The 20,714-nt window shown below is 68.7% G+C and carries 19 protein-coding genes; 10 read left to right on the forward strand and 9 right to left on the reverse strand.

The window, feature by feature from the left end; all coding sequences use genetic code 11:
- Positions 1–3: 3 nt before the first annotated feature.
- From MUN33_RS11350 to MUN33_RS11365, 4 genes are read left to right on the forward strand one after another with little or no spacing between them, the layout of a single operon-like run.
- Positions 4–870: an LOG family protein gene (locus tag MUN33_RS11350; RefSeq protein WP_439647857.1), complete on the forward strand. Its 867-nt coding sequence runs from the start codon at positions 4–6 to the stop codon at positions 868–870.
- A 20-nt stretch (positions 871–890) separates the two neighbouring features.
- On the forward strand, positions 891–1,070 hold the full coding sequence (locus tag MUN33_RS11355; protein WP_244805028.1) for a hypothetical protein: 180 nt from the start codon (positions 891–893) through the stop codon (positions 1,068–1,070).
- A 53-nt stretch (positions 1,071–1,123) separates the two neighbouring features.
- Positions 1,124–2,560, forward strand: a complete 1,437-nt coding sequence (locus MUN33_RS11360; protein WP_244805029.1) for an aminopeptidase — start codon at positions 1,124–1,126, stop codon at positions 2,558–2,560.
- A 49-nt stretch (positions 2,561–2,609) separates the two neighbouring features.
- A complete protein-coding gene (locus MUN33_RS11365) occupies positions 2,610–3,491 on the forward strand; it encodes a methyltransferase domain-containing protein (protein ID WP_244805030.1) in 882 nt (293 codons plus the stop codon).
- A 29-nt stretch (positions 3,492–3,520) separates the two neighbouring features.
- On the opposite strand, the gene MUN33_RS11370 is transcribed toward MUN33_RS11365, so the two are convergent.
- Complete coding sequence (locus tag MUN33_RS11370) at positions 3,521–5,026, reverse strand: glycoside hydrolase family 32 protein (protein ID WP_244805031.1); 1,506 nt, start codon at positions 5,024–5,026, stop codon at positions 3,521–3,523.
- A gap of 63 nt (positions 5,027–5,089) precedes the next feature.
- The gene (locus MUN33_RS11375) at positions 5,090–5,746 is read right to left on the reverse strand and encodes an O-methyltransferase (RefSeq protein WP_244805032.1); all 657 of its coding nucleotides are present in this window, start codon (positions 5,744–5,746) and stop codon (positions 5,090–5,092) included.
- 255 nt (positions 5,747–6,001) lie between these two features.
- On the opposite strand from MUN33_RS11375, the gene sigE reads away from it, so the two are divergent.
- The 3 genes from sigE (at position 6,002) to MUN33_RS14255 (ending at position 7,695) form a co-directional block, all read left to right on the forward strand.
- The gene (sigE, locus tag MUN33_RS11380) at positions 6,002–6,589 is read left to right on the forward strand and encodes an RNA polymerase sigma factor SigE (protein WP_244805033.1); all 588 of its coding nucleotides are present in this window, start codon (positions 6,002–6,004) and stop codon (positions 6,587–6,589) included.
- A gap of 68 nt (positions 6,590–6,657) precedes the next feature.
- The gene (locus MUN33_RS11385) at positions 6,658–7,089 is read left to right on the forward strand and encodes an anti-sigma factor family protein (protein WP_244805034.1); all 432 of its coding nucleotides are present in this window, start codon (positions 6,658–6,660) and stop codon (positions 7,087–7,089) included.
- 39 nt (positions 7,090–7,128) lie between these two features.
- The gene (locus MUN33_RS14255; protein ID WP_369414963.1) at positions 7,129–7,695 is read left to right on the forward strand and encodes a twin-arginine translocase TatA/TatE family subunit; all 567 of its coding nucleotides are present in this window, start codon (positions 7,129–7,131) and stop codon (positions 7,693–7,695) included.
- Positions 7,696–7,807: 112 nt separating this feature from the next.
- On the opposite strand, the gene MUN33_RS11395 is transcribed toward MUN33_RS14255, so the two are convergent.
- The 3 genes from MUN33_RS11395 to MUN33_RS11405 are packed head-to-tail and all read right to left on the reverse strand — an operon-like array spanning position 7,808 to position 10,857.
- Positions 7,808–8,938, reverse strand: a complete 1,131-nt coding sequence (locus MUN33_RS11395) for an Mrp/NBP35 family ATP-binding protein (RefSeq protein WP_244805035.1) — start codon at positions 8,936–8,938, stop codon at positions 7,808–7,810.
- A 49-nt stretch (positions 8,939–8,987) separates the two neighbouring features.
- Entirely contained in the window at positions 8,988–9,545 is a 558-nt protein-coding gene (locus MUN33_RS11400; RefSeq protein ID WP_244805036.1) for a DUF1003 domain-containing protein, read from the reverse strand.
- Positions 9,546–9,552: 7 nt separating this feature from the next.
- Positions 9,553–10,857 carry a magnesium transporter MgtE N-terminal domain-containing protein gene (locus MUN33_RS11405; protein ID WP_244805037.1) on the reverse strand — a complete coding sequence of 435 codons (1,305 nt, stop codon included), beginning with the start codon at positions 10,855–10,857 and terminating at the stop codon, positions 9,553–9,555.
- A gap of 140 nt (positions 10,858–10,997) precedes the next feature.
- On the opposite strand from MUN33_RS11405, the gene MUN33_RS11410 reads away from it, so the two are divergent.
- Entirely contained in the window at positions 10,998–11,192 is a 195-nt protein-coding gene (locus MUN33_RS11410) for a hypothetical protein (RefSeq protein ID WP_244805038.1), read from the forward strand.
- A 39-nt stretch (positions 11,193–11,231) separates the two neighbouring features.
- The gene (locus MUN33_RS11415; protein WP_244805039.1) at positions 11,232–11,912 is read left to right on the forward strand and encodes a hypothetical protein; all 681 of its coding nucleotides are present in this window, start codon (positions 11,232–11,234) and stop codon (positions 11,910–11,912) included.
- Positions 11,913–12,062: 150 nt separating this feature from the next.
- Here MUN33_RS11415 and MUN33_RS11420 read toward each other — a convergent pair whose 3' ends face one another.
- A complete protein-coding gene (locus MUN33_RS11420; protein ID WP_244805040.1) occupies positions 12,063–15,800 on the reverse strand; it encodes a multifunctional oxoglutarate decarboxylase/oxoglutarate dehydrogenase thiamine pyrophosphate-binding subunit/dihydrolipoyllysine-residue succinyltransferase subunit in 3,738 nt (1,245 codons plus the stop codon).
- Between the two features lie 294 nt (positions 15,801–16,094).
- On the opposite strand from MUN33_RS11420, the gene MUN33_RS11425 reads away from it, so the two are divergent.
- Entirely contained in the window at positions 16,095–16,913 is an 819-nt protein-coding gene (locus MUN33_RS11425; RefSeq protein ID WP_244805041.1) for a hypothetical protein, read from the forward strand.
- Between the two features lie 7 nt (positions 16,914–16,920).
- Here the strand turns inward: MUN33_RS11425 and MUN33_RS11430 are convergent, their stop codons facing one another.
- The 3 genes from MUN33_RS11430 to MUN33_RS11440 form a co-directional block, all read right to left on the reverse strand.
- Positions 16,921–17,529: a hypothetical protein gene (locus MUN33_RS11430; RefSeq protein ID WP_244805042.1), complete on the reverse strand. Its 609-nt coding sequence runs from the start codon at positions 17,527–17,529 to the stop codon at positions 16,921–16,923.
- 86 nt (positions 17,530–17,615) lie between these two features.
- Positions 17,616–19,097, reverse strand: a complete 1,482-nt coding sequence (locus tag MUN33_RS11435; protein WP_244805043.1) for a glyceraldehyde-3-phosphate dehydrogenase — start codon at positions 19,095–19,097, stop codon at positions 17,616–17,618.
- A gap of 104 nt (positions 19,098–19,201) precedes the next feature.
- Positions 19,202–20,638 carry an amino acid permease gene (locus MUN33_RS11440; RefSeq protein WP_244805044.1) on the reverse strand — a complete coding sequence of 479 codons (1,437 nt, stop codon included), beginning with the start codon at positions 20,636–20,638 and terminating at the stop codon, positions 19,202–19,204.
- Between the last annotated feature and the right edge of the window lie 76 nt (positions 20,639–20,714).

Genomic DNA, 20,714 nt, shown 5'->3' on the forward strand with positions numbered 1-20,714 from the left:
GCGATGGCCGACCATGAACCACAACCCTTCACCTTCCAGGGGCCGGTGATGCGCCGCGGCATCGACGGTGTCTACCCGGGCACCCGGTACCCGGGTTCCACCACCGACCAGCGGTTGCTGGACGAACAGCCCAACACCGACTGGCTGCACGCGGACCCGTGGCGGGTGATGCGCATCCAGTCCGAGTTCGTCGAGGGCTTCGGCGCGCTGGCCGAGTTGCCCAAGGCCGTCACCGTGTGGGGGTCTGCGCGGGTGTCGCCGGACCACGAGTACTACGAGATGGGTCGTGAACTCGGTAAACGGCTCAAGGAGGCCGGCTACGCGGTGATCACCGGTGGCGGTCCCGGGCTGATGGAGGCCCCGAACCGTGGCGCGGCCGAGAACGGCGGGCTGTCGGTGGGCCTGGGGATCGAGCTGCCGCACGAGCAGGGACTGAACTCCTGGGTGAACCTGGGGCTGAACTTCCGCTACTTTTTCGTCCGTAAGACGATGTTCCTGAAGTACGCCCAGGCCTTCATCTGCCTGCCCGGTGGCTTCGGGACCCTCGACGAGCTCTTCGAGGCCCTGGTGATGGTGCAGACCGGGAAGGTCCGACAGTTCCCGATCGTGCTGCTGGGCTGCGAATTCTGGGGCGGGTTGGTCGAGTGGATCACCAGCCGGCTCGTCGACGAGGGGATGATCTCCGAGGGCGACCCCGACCTGTTCCTGCTCACCGACTCGCCCGAGGAGGCCGTCGCCTACTGTGTGGAGGCCCACCAGGGGCAGGTCGAGGAACTCGAGGAGCGGCGGAGAGAGCTTCTCCGGGAGCTGGAGAACCTGGAGAAGCAGGCCGGACGGATGTCGGGCGGCGCCGGTCCGGACGACCGGTAGTTGGGGTATCCTCGACTCCCATGTATCTGCTCGTCACCGTCATCGCGTCACTGCTGGTGGGCCTGATCCTCGTCTACCTGGTGCTGACGGTGTTCGACCGCGAGCCACCGGCACCGGGGCGTACCCGTAGGACCCGGCGGGTACGGGCGCAGGACGCGGTCATCGGTGAGCACGGCGAACAGCACGAGAGGGCACAGTGAAGAAGATCCCGAATCTACCTCGGCCGGTACCGGAGATCACGGTGGGGGACACCGTGACCGGCAGCGACGTCATCGACTGCCGGATCCTCCGGATGCCGGAGGAGACAGGGGGCCCAGGACACGCAGCGCGCCCAGGGCACGCACGTCACACCGGTCCCGGCGTGGAGCTGGCCGACGACGGCGTGTGGGAGGTCCGGGTGCCGGCGGTGCCGTCCGCCCTGACCGACCTGGCCGAGCTCTCCGACGAACCCCGCCTCGCCGAGGACGGGTGGCGGGCCGTGGCAGCGGCACTGGTCCGTCGGCTCGGGGTACTCGTCGACGGCCACCCCGTGCGTGCGAAACGGCATACCGTGCAGATCCGCGTGCCGGAGGGCACCACCGTGCACAACCTGCGCAATCTGAGCCAGGGCATCGTGCTGGGCGGACGACAGCTGGTGACCAGCAGGAAGGACCCGGCCGCCGATGTCCGGTCGGTCCATCTCGACCTGACCGCGCTCGCCGGTGACCCGGTGGCCGAGCGCGCCGAGGACGCCGTGCACCGGGGGCTGGTGCTCGGGGCGGCCACGGCACTGGCCAGGGACATCGACGCGGTGCCGGCTCCGGCGGCGACGTCGGCATGGTGGCGGCGCAAGGCCAAGGCGTTCCTCGGCGATGTGCCGGGGGTCCGGGTGAAGACCCACGGGCGCGGCTGGTTGCAGCGCAAGGGGTTCGGCGGCATCCTGGCCACCGCCGCTGCAGGGCCCGGGCAGAACGACCCCGGAGTGGACGACGAGACCGGTTTCGTCGAGATGGTCTGGGACCCGGACGCGGCCGAGGGCGACCTCACCGACGAGCGGCCGGACGTCCTGCTGGTCGGCGGGGCGACGGTGCCGGCGGTGATCCGTGCCCTGGCCGAGCTGAAGGGGCCGCGGAAGGTCGTCGGCCTGGTGCCCGTGCACGGCTACACTCCGCCGGTCTCCGTCCCGGGGCGGGCCCGGACGGTGGTCGAACACGTCGACGGGACCACGACGCAGGTCCCCGGTGCGGGCAGTGCCGCGGAAACGGCGGAGATCTGCCGACGCCTGGCACTCGCGGACGCCGTGGCCTGGGGTGTCCGGCGCTACCGGCCGCGACGGGTCGTGGTGGTCGGGCCGGTGTCGACGGCGTCGAAGACGGCGTTCGGTGAACTGACCGGCGCCGTGACCGGTGACGAGCAGGCGGTCCGTCGGGTGACGCTGCGTGGTGCACGGGTCGGGGAGCGGTGGTGGCCGCTGCCCACCCCGTCCTACCTGGAGGCCAACGTCACCGCCCGCGAGGCCGATGTCACCGTCGCCCCCGAAGGCCCCGGTGCACTGACGGCGGCGATGTTCCTGCGTCGCTTCGCCGACGGCGTGCCCTCCACGGTCCTCGACACGACGGGGCCGTCGTGGTCGGATTCCGTGCGCGGTGACATCGGCCGGGGTAGCACGGGTTTTGCGGCCCGTACTCTTGTAGAGTGGTTCCGGAAGTAGCCGATCCGGCGCTTTTCCCGTTCCACTACCGAGGGGAGACCCCGCACCCGTGCTCTCTGATGTCATCGACCTTCTCGCCGACCCGGTGGACGGCACCCCGTTGCGCGCCGGTGACGACGCGTGGAAAACACTGGTGTCCGAATCCGGTCACAACTACGACGTGGCCCGCCAGGGCTACGTCACCCTCGCCGGTGGCGCCGGACTGCGCTACACCGGCGACGACGCCGAAATGATCCAGGCACGGGAGACGTTCCTCTCCGGCGGGCATTTCGCCCCCTTCGTCGAGTCGATCACCGAGCACGTGGGCCAGGCGCTCGACGACGCCGCCGTCGCCGACGACGCGCACCCGGCGATCGTGGAGATCGGGGCCGGCACGGGCTACTACCTGTCGCACACCCTGGATTCGATCGAGAACTCCCGGGGTGTCGGCATCGACGTGTCCGTGCCCGCGGCGAAGCGGCTGGCGGCGTGCCACCGTAACATCGGCGCGGTCGTGGCGGACGCCTGGTCGCGCCTGCCGCTGCGCGACGGGGTCGTCGACGCGGTGACGGTGATCTTCGCACCCCGTAACGCCGCCGAGTTCGCCCGGGTCCTGTCGCCGGAGGGGCAGGTCATCGTGCTCACCGCCGACGCCGGCCACCTGGCGGAGCTGCGCGAGCCCCTCGGCATCATCGACGTCGAGGAGGGGAAGGTGGAGCGGATGATCGCCCAGGCCTCGGGCCACCTCGTGCCGGTGGGGGAGCCGGAGAGCGTGGAGTTCGAGATGACCCTGGACCAGGCGTCGATCGCCGCACAGATCGGGATGAGCCCCTCGGCCCGTCACATCCACCCGACGGTGCTGGCCGAGCGCATCGCCGCGCTGCCGGAGACCATGACCGTCACGGCCCGGGCGGCGATCACCCGCCTGCGGCGGGACCCCGGCCTGGGCTGAGCCCCCGCAGCCAGGGTTATTCCCCAGGGTTATTCCCCGGGGTCGATCCCGGCGGCGAGGTCCCGGTCGGCCAGGACGGCCTCGCGGATGAGCTTCTCCTGCTCCGCGGGGTCGTCCAGGTGCGCCAGCTGACGCTGGAGCTGGCGGCCCAGGGACTCCATGGCCGACAGCACCCGGGCGCCGCCGGTGGCCCGGACCGCGAACCGGTCGAAGGCCCGTGGCCCGGTCAGCGCCGTCGTCAGGGACACCAGGCCGCCGTCGGCGAAGACCTCGCAGACCGGGCCGTCGACCAAGATGGTCAGGGTGTCGCTGTCCCCGTCGCTGAGGGGGGCGACACGGGTGTCACCGTCCCTGGTCACCGAGACCTGCCCGCCGGAATGGGCGACGCTGAGGATGACGCCGCCGTCCTTGTCCAGCAGGTCCACGGTGGCGGTACCGGCCTCGACGTCGAGCTGGGCGGTGTAGACCGCGGCTCGGTCGGTGTAGGACCGTACGGCCGTGGGGAGACCGATGACGTCCTGGTAGAGGTGACCGTCGCGCAGGGTGAGGAACCGCGGCACCGACAGGCAGTTCGCCCAGGTGGCTGGTTCGTCGCCCGGGCCGCTGTGGGGGTACGCCCCCACCAGCCCGGAGAGCACCGGGCGGGTCCCGTGGACCAGGCGTGGGCGGGTGAAGTCGTGGCCGTGGTCGAGGAGCTGGAAGGTCGTGGAGGTGTGGAAGGTGGTCCCGTCGAGCCGGCCCACGATGTAGCCGGTGACCTCGCGGCCGCCGTCCCCCGTCCCGGCGGAGCCGTCGTCGGGGAAGGTGATGAACAGGACGTCGCGCTCCTCCCCGGTGCCGAGGTCGGTCATCCGGGTCAGACGCGGGGCGTAGGGCCGGCCGTGCGGGACGGTGTCACCGGTGATCCGGAGGTCCCCGCGGACCGTCCACGCCTGGCGGTCGGCGGACTCCAGCACCACGATGCGGGCGTCGACGTCGTCGATGAGATCGAGGGCGACCATGGTCCACCCGTCGCCGTGCCGGAGCACGGACGGGGTGGCCAGGTCGTGGACGGGGCAGGCGGAGTCGTCGATGTCCACCGGGCCGAGGCGCTCGACGAAGGGGGACACCACGCTGGGGTCGTCGGAGACCTCGGCGGTCGCGGCCCCGAGATCGGCGATCCGGGCGCGCTGGAGGGTGAAGGTCCGGTCGCCCCGGTGGCCGTGGGGGAGGGCGTTGGAACGCAGGCCGGAGGCGGTGGCGTCGCCGGCCGGGGCGGTGGTGACGAAGAACAGCTCGACGCCGTCGCCGACGGGGACGGCGGACCCCGCCAGGCAGTCGATCTCGTCGTCGTGCGGGACGAGGACGTCGTCGCACACGTCCCAGCCGTAGGGGATGTTCGAGGCGATCTGGTGGGCCCAGCGGGCGCCACTGTCAGGACGGGGCCGGAACTGGTGGAAGACGTGGAGCGAGTCACCCCGGCTCAGGGCCCCGGCGGGCGCCTCGAGGACTCCGACTTCCGCGGTGACGTGTAGTTCAGGTCTGTAGCGGTTCACGTCATCCCTGTATACCACCGTCAGGGACCTCGGTGCTGCCGCTCACCGGCCACCCCCCGGCCGTCAGGCGCCGTGCTTGGTGATGACGGTGCAGCCCGCGCCCAACGGCAGGCGTGCCACCGTGATGCCGTCGAGGGACCGCAGGTGTGCCTCGGCCTCGGCGGCGGCCCGGGTCTGGCGGTCGGTGTGGTCGGGGTCGGCCAGGGTGCCGTCGAGCAACGAATCCAGCAGCACCAGCACCCCGCCGGGGCGCAGGACGGGCAGCGCGGCGTCGACTGTCGCCGAGAGGTGCTCGATCATCGACTGGGAGACGATGATGTCGTAGGCGTCGGTGGCCAGCCGGGACACGCCGACCAGCGGTGCCGACGGCAGGAACCGGTAGGCGTTCGGCCTGATGCCGGCCAACGAGAAGGCACTGCGTGCCAGAGACTGGTGCTGCACCTCCGGGTCGATGCAGGTGACGTGCCCGTTGTCGGCGAAGCCGGCGAAGAGGTGCAGGCCGATCACCCCGTACGCCGGGGACATCACCACCGCGGTGGGGGACGGAGTGGTGATCTGCGCCGCCAGGAACGTGAGGAACTCACCGGTCATGGCGTCGGGGGTGAGCAACCCGTACTCGGCAGCGGAATCACGGGCAGCGTCGAGGGACTCGTCGGTGGCGGCGGTGCCGTTGACGTAGTCGCGGACGGCGTCGAGGGCGGAGCGGGATTCTGCGTTCACGGGTGTAACTGTAGGTGTGCTGAGCTGCCGATGTGGTGACCGCCCCCGGCGCGTCGGCACGACACTGCCCTGTCCCTGGTCAGTCACCGCCCCACGTGGGAAAACTGTGCTTGGTGGGGCGTGAGTTACATCTTTACATTCAGCTGTCCCACAAGATACATTTGAGGGTGAAAGCCATCGGGGGCCCAGGTGCTCACAGCGAATCCGAAGCGCCCGGGCACACAAAGGTAATGGACGTGCGTCAGGATGGTAACCATGAACACCGCAGCAGACCCCGGCGCTGGCGGGGCGACAGGTGCCTTCGACCGTGGCGAAGGCGCGATCCCGTCATGGACCGAACTCGTCGAAGAACATGCGGACAGCGTCTACCGTCTGGCGTACCGCCTCAGTGGTGACCGGCAGGATGCCGAGGACCTCACCCAGGACACCTTCATGCGGGCCTTCCGGTCGCTGAAGTCCTACCGGCCGGGCACGTTCTCCGGCTGGCTGCACCGGATCACGACCAACCTCTTCCTCGACATGGTGCGCCACCGGGGAACGATCCGTATGGAGGCGCTGCCCGAGGACTACGACCGTGTCGAGGGCACCCGCGTCGGCCCGGAGCGGGCCTTCGAGATGAACAACCTCGACCCCGCGCTGGAACGCGCGCTCGACGACCTGAGCCCTGAATTCCGTGTCGCGGTCATCCTGTGTGACGGGCTGGACATGACCTACGAGGAGATCGCGGACACGCTGGGGTTGAAGATGGGGACGGTTCGCTCGCGTATCCACCGTGCCCGTACCCAGCTCCGCGCCGGTCTCGCCCGGTCGGCCGGCGAGCTCAGTTATGTCCCGCAGACGTAGCGGATGTCGCGCTATCATCGACGGGAGATGAGGCACGCGGCGTGCGAGTCGTCTAGGAGGTCCCAGTCATGTCGGAAGTCGATAAGCTGTCGGATGTAGGGCATCTGACGCCGGAGGTCGTCGCTGCGCTGGTCGACGGGGAGTTGACCCGTGGGGCCGAACACCGGGCGAGGATCCACCTGGTGCACTGTGTGGAGTGCCGGGACGAGGTCCGGGAGCAACGGCAGGCCTCCGAGCTGCTCCGTGGCAGTATCCCGCTGGACCAGGTTCGTGTCTCCGGGAGTCTGCTGAGCCGCCTGGTCCAGATCCCCGACCACTGTGCGGCGGGGGACGTCGCCGAACCGGGCCATGACGCGGTCGGGATCGACGGGTGCCGTCGGCCGGACAGCATCACCGGCCGGATGGCGGCGGTGGCGCGGAAGGTCCAGCGACGGACGTCGAGAAGTGCGAAGTCGGGGAGGGGACGGGCGCCGTCGGCGGATCCGGGCAGCGGGGGTTAGAATCAGAGCGTTGCCAGTGTCAAGAGAAAGGCGTGTCTGGTGTTCTCCAGCGTCGGATGGGGCGAGGTCCTCATCCTGATTGTCGTGGGCATTATCGTCGTCGGCCCTGAACGACTGCCCAGGTTGATCACCGACCTCAAAGCTCTGCTCCTCGCGGCGCGGACAGCGATCGCCAATGCGAGGGAAGAACTCGACAAGGATTTCGGCGAGGAATTCGAGGAGTTCCGCAAGCCGCTGTCACAGCTCAACAGCGTCCGTCAGATGGGTGCCCGGGGGTTCATCACCAAGACCCTGCTGGACGACGACGACAGTTTCCTCACCGACCTGGAGTCGACGGCCAAAGACGTGACGGGTGCCGTGCGGGGGACCGGCGCCACGATCGCCGGGACGTCGCCGAAGAACCCGCCACGGCCGAGCGAGGTCCCCGCCACGCCCGCCGACGGTGGCACGGGTGGTGCCGGGGCTCCTGCCGCCGGGGATGCCCGGGGCACCGGCGAGTCGCGTGTGGAGCTGCCGCAGCAGGACGAGGTCGGTGCGCCGGCAGATCGTCCGGCCGGACAGACGCGGGACTGGCGGGACCCGGGGAATCTCGACGACACCTTGTAGACCGGGGGCACAGCCGGGCACACCGGTGGCACACCCGGGCAACACCGGTGGCACACCCGGGCAACACCGGTGGCACGCCAGCCCCGGAGCCCCTGTGTGGAGGGGGGCAGGCCTACTGCCCGGCGACGCCGAGGTTCAGCTGACGGCCGGCCAGCGACTGCCGGCGGGTGGCCAGCTTGTCGGCCACCGCCCCCAGTGCCTTCCCCGCCGGGGAGTCTGGCTCCGACATGCTGATCGGGTTGCCGAGGTCGCCACCGATACGCAGGTTCGGGTCCAGCGGGATCTGCCCCATCAGCGGGACCTCGCCGCCGGTGATCTCACTGAGACGATCGGCGACGACCTGCCCGCCACCGGAACCGAAGATCTCCATGCGGCTACCGTCCGGCATGTCCATCCAGCTCATGTTCTCGATGACACCGCCGATGCGCTGGCGCGTCTGCTGGGAGATGCTCCCGGCGCGCTCCGCGACCTCGGCGGCCGCCGCCTGCGGCGTGGTCACGATGAGCAGTTCGGCGTTCGGGACCAGCTGGGCCACCGAGATCGCCACGTCACCGGTTCCCGGCGGCAGGTCGAGCAGCAGGATGTCCAGGTCGCCCCAGAAGACGTCCGCGAGGAACTGCTGGATCGCCCGGTGCAGCATCGGCCCACGCCACACGACAGGGGAGTTCCCCTCGAGGAAGTGCCCGATCGACATGATCTTCACACCGTGGGCCTGCGGCGGGATGATCATGTCGTCGACCTGGTGGGGGCGGTGGTCGGAACCCATCATGTGGGGCACCGAGTGCCCGTAGATGTCGGCGTCGACGACGCCGACCTGGAGGCCACGCTTGGCCAGCGCCGTGGCGAGGTTGACGGTCACCGACGATTTACCGACACCACCCTTGCCGGATGCCACGGCGAAGACCCGCGTCGTCGACTCGGGCTGGGCGAAGGGGATGACCGGCTCCGCGCCGCTACCACGCAGCCGGGTGCGCAGTTCGCGGCGCTGCTCGTCGCTCATCACGTCGGTGGTCACCGTGACGCGGGCGACGCCTTCCACACCCTCGGCGGCCTCGCGCGTGCGGGTCGTCAGGGTGGACTTCATGGGGCAGGCGGCGATGGTGAGGTAGATCTCCACGGCGACATGGTCACCGTCGACGTCGATCGACTTGACCATCCCCAGGTCGGTGATGGGCTTGTTGAGCTCCGGGTCCTCCACAGTGGCCAGGGCACTGCGAACCGCTGATTCAGTGACAGTAGACATTGCCCATGATGATACGCCCACCCCAGTTCAGGGCCAATGTCAGGGCCGTTCACCGCCCGGTGTCGGGCGTGGCGCCGTCGGCCCTGTCGGCCCTGTCGACGCGGTCGTCGTTGCGCTGATCCTCCAGTTTGTCCTCGATCCGGCGGAGGAGGTCCCCGAGATCGTCGAGTTCGTGGCGGAGGTAGTCACGCGTCACGTTCTCGCCGACCGCGATGCGTAGCCCGGCGAGTTCGCGTGCGAGGAACTCGGTGTCGGCCTTGGTCTCCTCGGCGCGTCGACGGTCCTCGTTGAGTGCGACACGGTCGCGGTCGTCCTGCCGGTTCTGCGCCAGCAGGATCAACGGGGCGGCGTAGGCCGCCTGCGTGGAGAAGGCGAGGTTCAGCAGGATGAAGGGGTAGGGGTCCCAGTTCCACCAGAAGGCACCCACGTTGAGGCAGATCCAGATGACCACGATGATGGTCTGCCACATCAGGTAGCGTCCCGTCCCCAGGAACCGCGCTACCTTCTCGGCGCCGACGCCGACAGCGTCGTCGTTGTAGGCGATGAGCCTGCGTCGCGGACCCGCGGAGGGAGTGTCGAGGTCAGTTCTCGAGAAGTTGTCGGGCACGGTGCACTCACTCTCGTCCGGTGGTTACGGGGGAGGACGCCGAAACGGCCGTCCGGTTGCTGCGCCAGTCCTCGTCGCGCCAGTTCTCCGGCAGCAGGTGGTCGAGCAGGTCGTCGACACCGACCACCCCGAGGAGGTGGCTGTCCTCGTCGAGCACCGGGGCGGAGACCAGGTTGTACGTCGCGAAGTAGCGGGCGGCGGTCTCCTCGGTGTCGTCGGGGTGCAGGGCGGGGAGCTCGAGATCCAGGATTCCGCCGACCAGGGATGACGGTGGCTCACGCAGCAGTTTCTGCAGATGGACACAACCCAGGTACCGGCCGGTCGGCGTGGCCTGGGGAGGACGCACCACGAAGATCAGCGAACTCAGCGAGAGCGGGACCTCCGGATTCCGGGCGTGCGCCAGGGCCTCGGCGACGGTCGCCTGCGGGGTCAGGATGATCGCCTCGGAGGTCATCAGCGCACCGACGGTGTCCGGGGAGAAGCTCATCAGGCGGCGCACCGGCTCGGATTCCTCGGGGTCCATGAGCTCCAGCAGGACGTCGGCCTTGTCACCGGGGAGTTCCCCCAGCAGGTCCGCGGCGTCGTCCGGGTCCATCTCCTCCAGGATCGTCGCGGCGCGTTCGATGTTGAGTTCCTCGACGATCTCGGTCTGCTCGTCGTCGGGCAGCTCGGCGATCACGTCGGCGAGCCGTTCGTCGTCGAGCTCCGAGGCGATCCGCAGCCTGCGCTCGGCGGTCATGTCACGCAGCGCATGGGCGATGTCGGCGTTGCGCATCGTGGTGAACTCGGCGATGAGTTCGGCGTCGACGTCACGCGGCCCCGTCCCGGACGCGGACAGTCCGTGGACGTGGGTGAAGGGTATGACCGCCGGTGCGGAGCGTCGTCCCAGCCGGCCGCGGGTGATCACCGCGACGCGGCTCAGCTCCCATTCTCGGCTCCGGGTGCGCTCGAGCTCGACATCGGAGATCTCCACGGCGCGCCCGGAGAGATGGCTGAACTCGGGGTCGTCGGTGTGCACCTTCGCGCCGATGAGGTCGTCCATCACCGTGAGCTCACCGGCGCGCGAACGGAACGGGCGCATATTCACCGAGCTGGTGTTCAACGTCACCTCCTTGGGGTCGATGGAGGTGATGCGCCCCATGGGCAGGAAGATCCTGCGTTTCCCGGCGACTTCGGCGACAAGTCCGAGCGCGACCGCCCTGGTCGACCGGATCGTCAGGACGACGTCGCGGACCCGGCCCAGTGATTCGCCGTCCGCGCCGAGGAGAAGCATGCCGGCGAGACGTCCGGCGAAAACCCGTGTGGTGTCCATGGATCTAGAGATTACGGCACAGTATCCCGTGCGCGCGCTGTGAACCTGCGCCACGGGCCGGACGTCGCTTCTGCGGCGGTGGTGGGTGCAGGTATTCTTAGGCGGATGTCGAGGTACCGGTGGACCTACGGGAGGAAACAATGTCGCGACTGATCGCCGGCGGTCTGTGCGGGATCGCCGTGATCCTGGCGGTGCTGGGCAGCCCGTTGTGGATCCCGCATGCGGTGGGAGGGGTGGTGGCCACCGCGGGCGCCCTGCTCTCCGACCGGGCCCGGGCCTGGGGTGTGGTGCCGTGGCTTGCGCTGGTGGGTGTCTATGCCGTGGCATGGTGGTGAGATGATGGTCGGGTGCGGCAGGACGGACGGGAGACGGGCGTGAGTCGATTCTGGAGGACGGCGTCGTCAGGGCGGCAGGGACGCCGGGGACGTCGGGGACGCGGCGCGGGACGGCACGGACGGGCCGTCCTGGCGACGGTCGTCGGTGTGACGGTATCCGTCGGGCTCGTCGGCTGCGCGTCGGGAGGGGTCACCGGCCCGGCGCAGGTGCGGATGGACGAGGAGCTGTCCGGCCCGATCTACCTCGGGCTGACCGACGACCCCGTCCAACTGCGGCTGGCCGGGAGTTACGAGGACGCCTTCGCCGCCACGGGCCGCCCGGTGGAGTTCCGGGACGTCGACAGTGCCGACCGCCTGGACATGCTGCAGGCAGGGGAGGTCAACGTGGTCCTCGGTTGTGTCGGGGAGCTGCTCGACGTCCTCGACCCGGACAAGGGCGATGAACTCCGTGGGCTCTACGCCGAGGCGGTCGAGGAGGGGGCGGACCCCGCCCAGTGGCGCGACATCACCCACACGACGATGTTCTCCGCACTGCCGACGGACCTGCAGGCCAGTGACCCCGGAGAGGCTGTGGGGTGCACGGACGACTCGTTGCCGCAGAACACCGTCGCGGTGTACCGCAAGACCGCGCTCGAGCGTTCGGACCGTCGGGCGTTGAACAATGTGGCGGGCGGGGTCGACAGCAGTGACCTGGCGGAGGAGTCCGAGGGCCGGGACTGACGTCTGTCGCCGCGACGGGGGAGCGGCACGGGTGCGGCACAGCAAAAGGACCCGGTGGGAGGGGACATGGTGTGTGTCCCTCCCACCGGGTCCTGCCCGTACCGGCCGTCCCCACGGGGTTTGGGCCGGTGAGCGTGCACCGGTGCGGTGCTACTTCGCGAAGGCCTCGTTGAGCAGCTGCTCCTGCTCAAGCTTGTGGACCTTGGCCAGGCCGGTCGCGGTGGAGGACTGGGCCCGACGGGAAATCCGCTTGAGCTTCAGACCCTCGATGCGCTCCGGCAGGTTGAGGGCGATGAACGGCCACGGGCCCTGGTTGGCGGGCTCGTCCTGGACCCACCGGAACTCGGCGTTCGGGTAGCGGTCGAGGACGTCGCGGATGCGGTTGTGCGGCAGCGGGTGCAGCATCTCCACACGGGCGATGGCGACATCGTCGCGGCCGTCCTCCTGGCGCTTCTTCTCGAGGTCGTAGTAGATCTTGCCCGAGCAGAGCAGGACGGTCGTGATCTCGTCGTGCGTACCTTCGCCGTCCTGCAGGCGGGGATCGTCGAGGACGGAGCGGAAGCTCGTGACCTCGGTGAAGTCCTCGACCGGCGAGGTGGCGGCCTTGTTGCGCAGCATCGACTTCGGGGTGAAGACGACCAGCGGGCGACGCATGGTGCCCATGGCGTGGCGGCGCAGCAGGTGGAAGTGGTTCGCGGGGGTGGACGGCTGGGCGATCGTCATCGACCCCTCGGCCGCCATCTGCAGGAACCGCTCGATGCGGGCGCTGGAGTGGTCCGGGCCCTGGCCCTCGTAACCGTGGGGCAGCAGCAGGATCACGCTGGAGAGCTGGCCCCACTTCGCCTCACCGGAGGCGACGTACTGGTCGATGATGGTCTGGGCACCGTTGGCGAAGTCACCGAACTGCGCCTCCCACGCCACGACTGCGTCGATGTTGCCCACGGAGTAGCCGTACTCGAAGCCGAGGCCGGCGAACTCGGTGAGCGGGGAGTTGTAGGCGCGGAAGGAGCCGCCGTTGCCGGACTCCTCGGCGAGCTTCTCCAGCGGGCTGTAGGGTTCGGTCGTCTCGGAGTCGAAGAGGACCGCGTGGCGCTGGGTGAAGGTACCACGCAGGGAGTCCTCACCGGCCAGGCGCACGAGCCGGCCGTCCTGGGCCAGCGTGGAGAACGCGAGGAGTTCACCGAACGCCCAGTCGACGTCACCCTTGCGGGTCATCTCCTGGCGACGCTTGACCACCGGCTTCACCCGCTGGTGGACGGTGAAGCCCTCGGGCACGTTGGCGAACGCGTCACCGACGGCCTCGATGACCTCACGGGAGATGGAGGTGTCCAGACCCCGGGTCAGTGCCTGGGAGCCGGCGATACCGGTCTGCTCGGCGGGGACGGCGTCCTTCTCGGCCTGACGGACCTGGTTGAACACGGTCTCCAGCTGGCCCTGGAAGTCGTCGGAGGCGCGCTGCGCGTCCTCCTCCGACAGCTCGCCACGACCCACGAGGGTGTCGTGGTAGAGGGCACGCACGGTGGCGCGGTCGTGGATGCGGTCGTACATCTCGGGCTGGGTCATCGACGGGTCGTCGGACTCGTTGTGGCCGCGGCGACGGTAGCAGACCAGGTCGATGAAGACGTCCTTGCCGAAGCGGCGGCGGTACTCGACGGCGAGGCGGGCGACCCACACGACGGCCTCGGGGTCGTCGCCGTTGACGTGGAAGATCGGGGCGTCGAAGCCCTTGGCGAGGTCGGTGACGTAGTGGGTGGACCGGCCGGCGTCGGGGGTGGTGGTGAAACCGATCTGGTTGTTCACCACGACGTGGACGGTGCCGCCGACGGTGTAGCCGTCCAGCTTGGCCAGGTTGATGGTCTCCTGGACCACGCCCAGGCCGCTGAAGGCCGCGTCACCGTGCATCAGGATCGGCATGACCGGGTGGTCGTCGCCGTTGGGGGAGAGGTCCTGGTGGGCCCGGGAGATACCCTCCATGACCGGGTTGACGGCCTCGAGGTGGGACGGGTTGGCGGTCAGCGTGATGTCGATGTCGTTGTCACCGAACATCTGGGTGTACTGGCCGGTCTGGCCCAGGTGGTACTTCACGTCACCGGAGCCGCCGGCGACGGTCGGCTCGATGTTGCCCTCGAACTCGGTGAAGACCTTCGAGTAGGGCTTGCCGACGATATTGGCCAGCACGTTCAGGCGGCCACGGTGGGGCATGCCGATGACGACTTCCTCGAGCCCCTGCTCGGCGGCGGTGTCCACCGCGGCGTCGAGCAGCGGGATCAGCGACTCGGCACCCTCCAGGGAGAAGCGCTTCTGGCCGATGTACTTGGTCTGCAGGAAGTTCTCGAAGGCCTCGGCCGAGTTCAGCGTCTGCAGCAGGTACTTCTGCTCCGGGTTGGACAGCTTCGGCTGGCCGGCCTCGATCTGCTGCTCCAGCCACAGGCGCTCGTCGTGGTCGAGGATGTGGGTGTACTCGGAACCGACCTTGAGGGTGTAGGCGCGACGCAGGGTCGCGAGGACCTCGCGCAGCGTCATCTTCTCCCGGCCAGCGAATCCGCCGACGTTGAAGCTGCGGTCGTAGTCCCACAGGGTCAGCCCGTGGGTCTCGATCTCCAGGTCGGAGTGGTCGGGGACCGGCAGGCCCGGCTGGGTCCACTGCAGCGGGTCGATGTCGGCGATCAGGTGGCCGCGGCTGCGGTAGGCCTCGATGAGCTGCATGACGCGGGTCGACTTGTCGACACCGATGTTCGGCAGGTCCTGGCTCCAGCGGACCGGGGCGTACGGCACCGACATCGCGGCGAACAGGTCGTCCCAGAACTCGTCGTTGATCAGCAGACGGCTGATGTCACGGAGGAACTCGCCCGACTCGGCACCCTGGATGATGCGGTGGTCGTAGGTCGAGGTCATGGTGACCAGCTTGCCGACACCCATGTCGGCGAGGCGGTCCTCGGAGGCGCCGGCGAACTCGGCGGGGTAGTCCATGGCGCCGACGCCGACGATGGTGCCCTGGCCGCGGGTGAGGCGGGGCACGGAGTGCCGGGTACCGATGCCGCCGGGGTTGGTGAGCTGGATGGTCACACCGCTGAAGTCGTCCATCGTGAGCTTGCCGACGCGGGCCCGCTTGACGATGTCCTCGTAGGCGTCGACGAAGCCGTCGAAGGTGAGGGTCTCGCACTCGCGGATCGCGGCGACGACGAGGTTCCGGGCACCGTTCTTGCTGACCATGTCGATGGCCAGGCCGAGGTTGATGTGCTCGGGGGTGACCACGACGGGCTTACCGTCGACGACCTTGTAGCTGTTGTTCATCGAGGGGTGCGCCTGGACCGCCTTGACCATGGCCCAACCGATGATGTGGGTGAAGCTGATCTTGCCCTTACCGCGGGAGAGGAGGTGGTCGTTGACCATCGCCCGGTTCTCGAACATGAGCTTGGCGGGCATGTCGCGCACCGTGGTGGCGGTGGGGATCTCCAGCGAGATGTCCATGTTCTTCGCGATGGACTTCTGGGCCCCCTTCAGCGGGTGCTCGCCGGCGGCGGGGGCCTCGGCGGGGCCCTTCGGTGCCGGCGGGGCGACACGCTCCGGAATCGGGTTGACCGAGGTCGCCGCCGGCTTCTTCGGTGCGGGTCGGGCGGCCTTCGGAGCCGCCGTCTCCTTCGTTCCTCCGGCGGCAGCGGCGCTCTTGGCGACCGGAGCTGTCTGGGTGGTCTTCTCGGCGGCTTTACCGCCGTTCCCGGAGGTCGTGGAGCTCGGGGAAGGTGTCCCCGAGGTGTGGTCAACCGTGTCCGGCCGCTTGTTGAAGAGTTCCCGCCACTCCGGATCGACGGACTGGGGGTCTTCCTTGAACTGCTGGTACATCTGGTCGACCAGCCATTCATTTTGGCCGAAATTGGTGCTGTTCACAGCAGGTCCTCGCCTCATTTCATGATGTGGTCAATCTCGACGCTCCACACTACTACAACACCGGCGTCGGTGAATCCGCCGGGGCCGGGCGAGAAACAGGCAGTTGAGCGTATGTTTTCAGTAACTTCCGCGGTCCAGTGTGACGGCCGGCCTGTTCAGTGAGCAAAACGAGTGGTGCGGTGGTCCGACACGGAGACGGAACTGGGCTAGCATGGTGGAGTTCCGGTAGCCGCGTGGGGTTGACGCCGCGTGTGCTGCACAGCGTATGGACGAGGTACCTAGGAGGCAGCCGCCATGGGGTTCTATGAGGAAGTTGCAGAGTCCCTGGATTCGGAGGGGATCGAGTCCAGGGTGAACGACGCTACCCTTTTCGTCCCGGTCTCCAGCGACCTGGAGATCCAGTTCGTGGAGATCGAGGACGGTGTGCCCGGGGGGATGTCCGCCGCGAACGTCTTCCTCGCGATGGCCGATGTCGCGGAGGACGACGAGGAGTTCGAGGCCGCGCTCGTCGGGGTGGTGTTCTCTGTCGAGGAGGCGGTGGCGACGGTCGCCCGTCATGTCGCCACCGACCTGGTGGTCGGCGTCATCCGGGACCTTATCGATGGGACGGACTCCCGGATCGTGGACCTGCAGTTCGAGCAGGACGCCAGTGACGCACTCCGTGTCTCCGCGGAGATCGGCGAGAGTTCGGAGCTGGTGGTCACCCTCGACGGTGAGTCGACGGAGCCGACGGCACATGTCGAGTTCATCTCACTGGGCGAGGGTTTCGAGGAGCTGATGGACCAGGCCATCTCCGAGGTCTGGGACGACGGGGGCCTGGGGGAGGAGTACTCCGAGATGGAGCGCCAGGCGATGTTCCGCGGACTCGTCGCGAATGTCGCCGACATGTCGGAGGAGGTCCTCGACCTGGGTGAGTACACCGACTTCGACCGGCTCTTCGACGTGCTCGCGTTGGCACAGGCGCAGGCACTGCACTGGGAGTCGCTCCTCGTCCCGCTCGAGACCCTGTGGGACGACGACGGGGATGACGGGGACGATGAGGGCGACGAGTACGACGAGGAAGACGACGACATCGTCGATGTCGACGGGGAGCTGCCCGGACAGTCCGTCTGACCCCGGTTCAGGCGGCACGCCCGTGCGTGGGGCCCGTGGACGCCGGTCGGCGGGGGTGACCGACCCACAGGGCGTGCCACGTCCATTCCAGGTGTCTGCCGTCCGGCGTCGGTTCGGCGCAGGCGTCCCGCGAGTGCCAGGGCACCAACGGGCCGAGGGGTCCGTGGGATCCGTGGGCCACGGTCGACTCATCGGGGCACGGCGCGTCGTCGCGGGGCAGGAGGATCCGACGGAACAGGAAGTGCACCTCCGCCGTCATAGCCGGCACGTGGGCGGCGCGCACGGTCGCGGGGGCCAGGGCGGTGGTGGTGACCAGGTGGAGTTCGTCGGCAGGTGGTGCGCTGTCGGCGTCGGCACCGGTGAGTGTGCGCCAGATCCGCGGTGACACCCGGTGCCGGGCGAGGAGGACCTCGACCGGCCCGGACGGCAACGGGATGAGGAGGGAGGGTGCCCGCCACCCCGGGGTCCCCTGGATCCGGCTACGCGGGTGGCGGAGCACCCCTGCACACCGTTCGGCGGCCTGGGTGGCGGAGGGGGCCGGTCTGAGCGCGCTGAAGGGCCGGCGGATGAGGGAGCGGAGGGACGTCGTTGTGGTGGCGGTGGTGTCGGTGCCCATGGGGCAGCACGCTACCGCCGGTCCCGGACACGCCTCCGCCCGGCGGGTCAGCTATCGAACACCTGTTCTAGTTACCTACCTGTGGCTCAGAACAGTTCCGAGGGGGACACGCGGCGCGGGAAGACCTGCGGCCGGGCGCCGGCGATGTCCTCGACGATACGGATGACCTGGTTGGAGTAACCGTACTCGTTGTCGTACCAGACGTAGACGACCAGGTTGTTGCCGTCGGCGATGGTGGCGAGACCGTCCACGATGCCGGCATGGGTCGACCCGACGAAGTCGGTCGAGACGACCTCCGGCGACTTGATGTAGTCGATCTGCTGGCGCAGGTCGGAGTGCAGTGCGACCTTGTGGAGGTAGTCGTTGACCTCGTCGCGGGTGGTGGGGGTGTCCAGCGTGAGGTTGAGGACGGCCATGGACACGTCCGGGGTGGGGACGCGGATGGCGTTTCCGGTGAGCCGTCCCTCGAGCTCGGGGAGTGCCTTGGCGACGGCCTTGGCTGCACCGGTCTCGGTGAGCACCATGTTCAGCCCGGCGGCCCGGCCGCGACGGTCACCCTTGTGGAAGTTGTCGATGAGGTTCTGGTCGTTGGTGAACGAGTGGACCGTCTCGACATGGCCGTGGTTGATGCCGTACCGGTCGTTGAGCACCTTGAGGACCGGGGTGATCGCGTTGGTGGTGCAGGACGCGGCCGAGAGGATGTCGTCGGACCCGTCGTCGGTGATGTCCCCGTGGTTGATGCCGTAGACGAGGTTGCGGACGTCGCCCTTGCCCGGGGCGGTGAGCAGGACCTTGCGGATACCGGTGGCCGCGAGGTGCTGGGAGAGCCCTTCGCGGTCACGCCACCGGCCGGTGTTGTCGACGAGCACCGCGTTGTCGATGCCGTAGGCGGTGTAGTCGACCTGCGCCGGGTCGTTGGAGTAGATCACCTGGATCGGCGTGCCGTTGGCCCAGATGATCTCGTTCTCGTTGTCGACGGTGATGGTGCCGTCGAACGCCCCGTGGACGGAGTCCCGCCGCAGGAGGCTGGCCCGCTTCTCCAGGTCCTCGTCGCCGTTGCGCCGGACCACGATCGCGCGCAGGCGGACGCCACCGTAGGCGGCTTCGCGGGCGATGAGGATGCGGGCGAGCAGACGGCCGATCCGTCCGAAGCCGTAGAGCACGACGTCGGTGGGCTCCTTCTCGGAGTGGGCGCCGACGACGTCGGCCAGCTCGCGCTCCAGGTAGGCGCGGAGGCTCCCCGCCGACTCACCGGCGGCCTCCACCTCGGCCGCGTATCCGGTCGCGAGACGGCCCAGGTCGATCGAGGCGGTGCCCAGGTTCATCTCGACCAGTTCCTGGAGGATCGGCAGGGTCGCGCTCAACGGCAGTTCCCGGTCGGTGACCAGGCGGGCGTAGCGGTGCGACTTGATGACGTCGACACTGGTGACGTTGATGAGCAGGCGCCCGAAGATCGACGTCACGACGTTGTGCTCGCGGTGCAGACGAGACAACAGGGGGAGGATCTGTTCGGCGAGCAGAATGCGGGAGTTCCAGTCGTTCTGCGAATCGCGGGCCGGTGCACTCATGGGCAGGGGAGCTCCTTGGGGTGATGGGCTGTAACGGGGGTGTGCATCCCCGGTAAGGGGGTGAATCGAACAGTACAACGGTAGGCGAACAGGGCGTCCGACACCTAGTCGTCCGCCGTTTCATCCCCCCGGTCTGAGGTACCGGCGGCGATTGCGGTGGCGCGGCGACGGGCCAGGGGGTAGAGCGCTGACATGATCACCAGGAAGATCACCCCAGCCCAGAGGGCCGAGTGGTACTGGTCCATCCACACCATGGTGCCGAACGTGACGAGGATGACGGCGACGGCGAAGTACTGGCCGACGGGCCAGAACGGGACGGGGAAGGCCAGGGGTGTGGCGGGGGTGGCGCCGCCGTGACGGGACCGGCGACGGCTGCCGAGGTGTGCCAGCAGGATCATCAGCCACACGAAGACCGTGGCGAAGGTCGCCAGTGCCGCGATGTTCTGGAACATGTCGGCGGCGGTGTCGCTGGCCAGCTGCAGCGCGACCCCGACGAGCAGGACCACGAGCATCACCCCGATCGTCGTCACCGGCACACCACGGTGGTTCAGGCGGGCGAAGATCCTGGGGGACAGCCCCTGGCGTGCCATGCCGAAGACCACACGGCCTGCACCGTAGAGATCGGAGTTGATCGCGGAGAGCGCGGCGGAGACGACGACGACGTTCAGGGCGGCCGCGGCCCAGCCGATCCCGAGGTCACTGAAGATCTGGACGAACGGGGACTCGTCGCCGGTGATCTCGCGCCACGGGATGACCGCGACGATCACCGTGATCGCCAGCACGTAGAACAACAGGATGCGCATCGGCACCGTGTTGACGGCCTTGGGGATGGTCTTCTCGTGGTCAGCCGCCTCACCCGCGGTCACGCCGATGATCTCGGTCCCGCCGAAAGCGAAGAGGACGAGGATCAGTGCACTGAAGACACCGGCGACGCCGTTGGGGAACAGCCCGCCGTCGTTCCACAGGTTGTCGAAACCTGCGGAGCCGCCGGTGTCCACGTTGAACACCAGGATCGCGGCACCGCCGAGAATCATGGCGACTACCGCCGTGACCTTGATCGAGGTGAACCAGAACTCCAGCTCGCCGTACCACCGCGCGCTGGCGAGGTTCGCGGCGCCGACGACGAGCAGTGCCACGGCCACCCACACCCAGCCCGGCGTCTCCGGGAACCAGAACGTCATGTAGACCGTGATGGCGGTGAGGTCGGCGAGGCAGACGATGATCATCTCGAAGGCGTACATCCACCCGGTGATGTACCCGGCCCACCCGCCGAGGTAGCGACGGCAGTACTCCGCGAAGGAGCCGGGAGCAGGGTCGGCGACGGCCATCTCGCCGAGGGCGCGGAGCATGAAGTACACGACCGCGCCACCGAGCAGGTACACGAAGACGACGCCCGGCCCGGCGGCGCCGATGGCACCCGACGAGCCGTAGAACAGGCCCGTGCCGATGGCGGACCCCAGCGCGATGAAATGGATGTGCCGGTGGGTGAGGGTGCGGCGGAGCTGTCCCGGTTGCCGGGCGGCGGTGCGTGTGTCAGTCACGGACTCACATACTAACCATCGAGGAGTCCTATATCACAGCGTAGGGCGGTCGAATGGCTTTTGGCGTGCGGACAAC

Source organism: Corynebacterium kalidii (assembly GCF_022869005.1).
Lineage (GTDB): Bacteria > Actinomycetota > Actinomycetes > Mycobacteriales > Mycobacteriaceae > Corynebacterium > Corynebacterium kalidii.

Coding starts and splice junctions, on each gene's coding strand:
- MUN33_RS11350 (WP_439647857.1), top strand. CDS start 4: ATGGCCGACCATGAACCACAACCCTTCACCTTCCAGGGGCCGGTGATG.
- MUN33_RS11410 (WP_244805038.1), top strand. CDS start 10,998: ATGTCGCGACTGATCGCCGGCGGTCTGTGCGGGATCGCCGTGATCCTG.
- MUN33_RS11395 (WP_244805035.1), bottom strand. CDS start 8,938: ATGTCTACTGTCACTGAATCAGCGGTTCGCAGTGCCCTGGCCACTGTG.
- MUN33_RS11355 (WP_244805028.1), top strand. CDS start 891: ATGTATCTGCTCGTCACCGTCATCGCGTCACTGCTGGTGGGCCTGATC.
- MUN33_RS11405 (WP_244805037.1), bottom strand. CDS start 10,857: ATGGACACCACACGGGTTTTCGCCGGACGTCTCGCCGGCATGCTTCTC.
- MUN33_RS11430 (WP_244805042.1), bottom strand. CDS start 17,529: ATGGGCACCGACACCACCGCCACCACAACGACGTCCCTCCGCTCCCTC.
- MUN33_RS11435 (WP_244805043.1), bottom strand. CDS start 19,097: ATGAGTGCACCGGCCCGCGATTCGCAGAACGACTGGAACTCCCGCATT.
- MUN33_RS11385 (WP_244805034.1), top strand. CDS start 6,658: ATGTCGGAAGTCGATAAGCTGTCGGATGTAGGGCATCTGACGCCGGAG.
- MUN33_RS11425 (WP_244805041.1), top strand. CDS start 16,095: ATGGGGTTCTATGAGGAAGTTGCAGAGTCCCTGGATTCGGAGGGGATC.
- sigE (WP_244805033.1), top strand. CDS start 6,002: ATGAACACCGCAGCAGACCCCGGCGCTGGCGGGGCGACAGGTGCCTTC.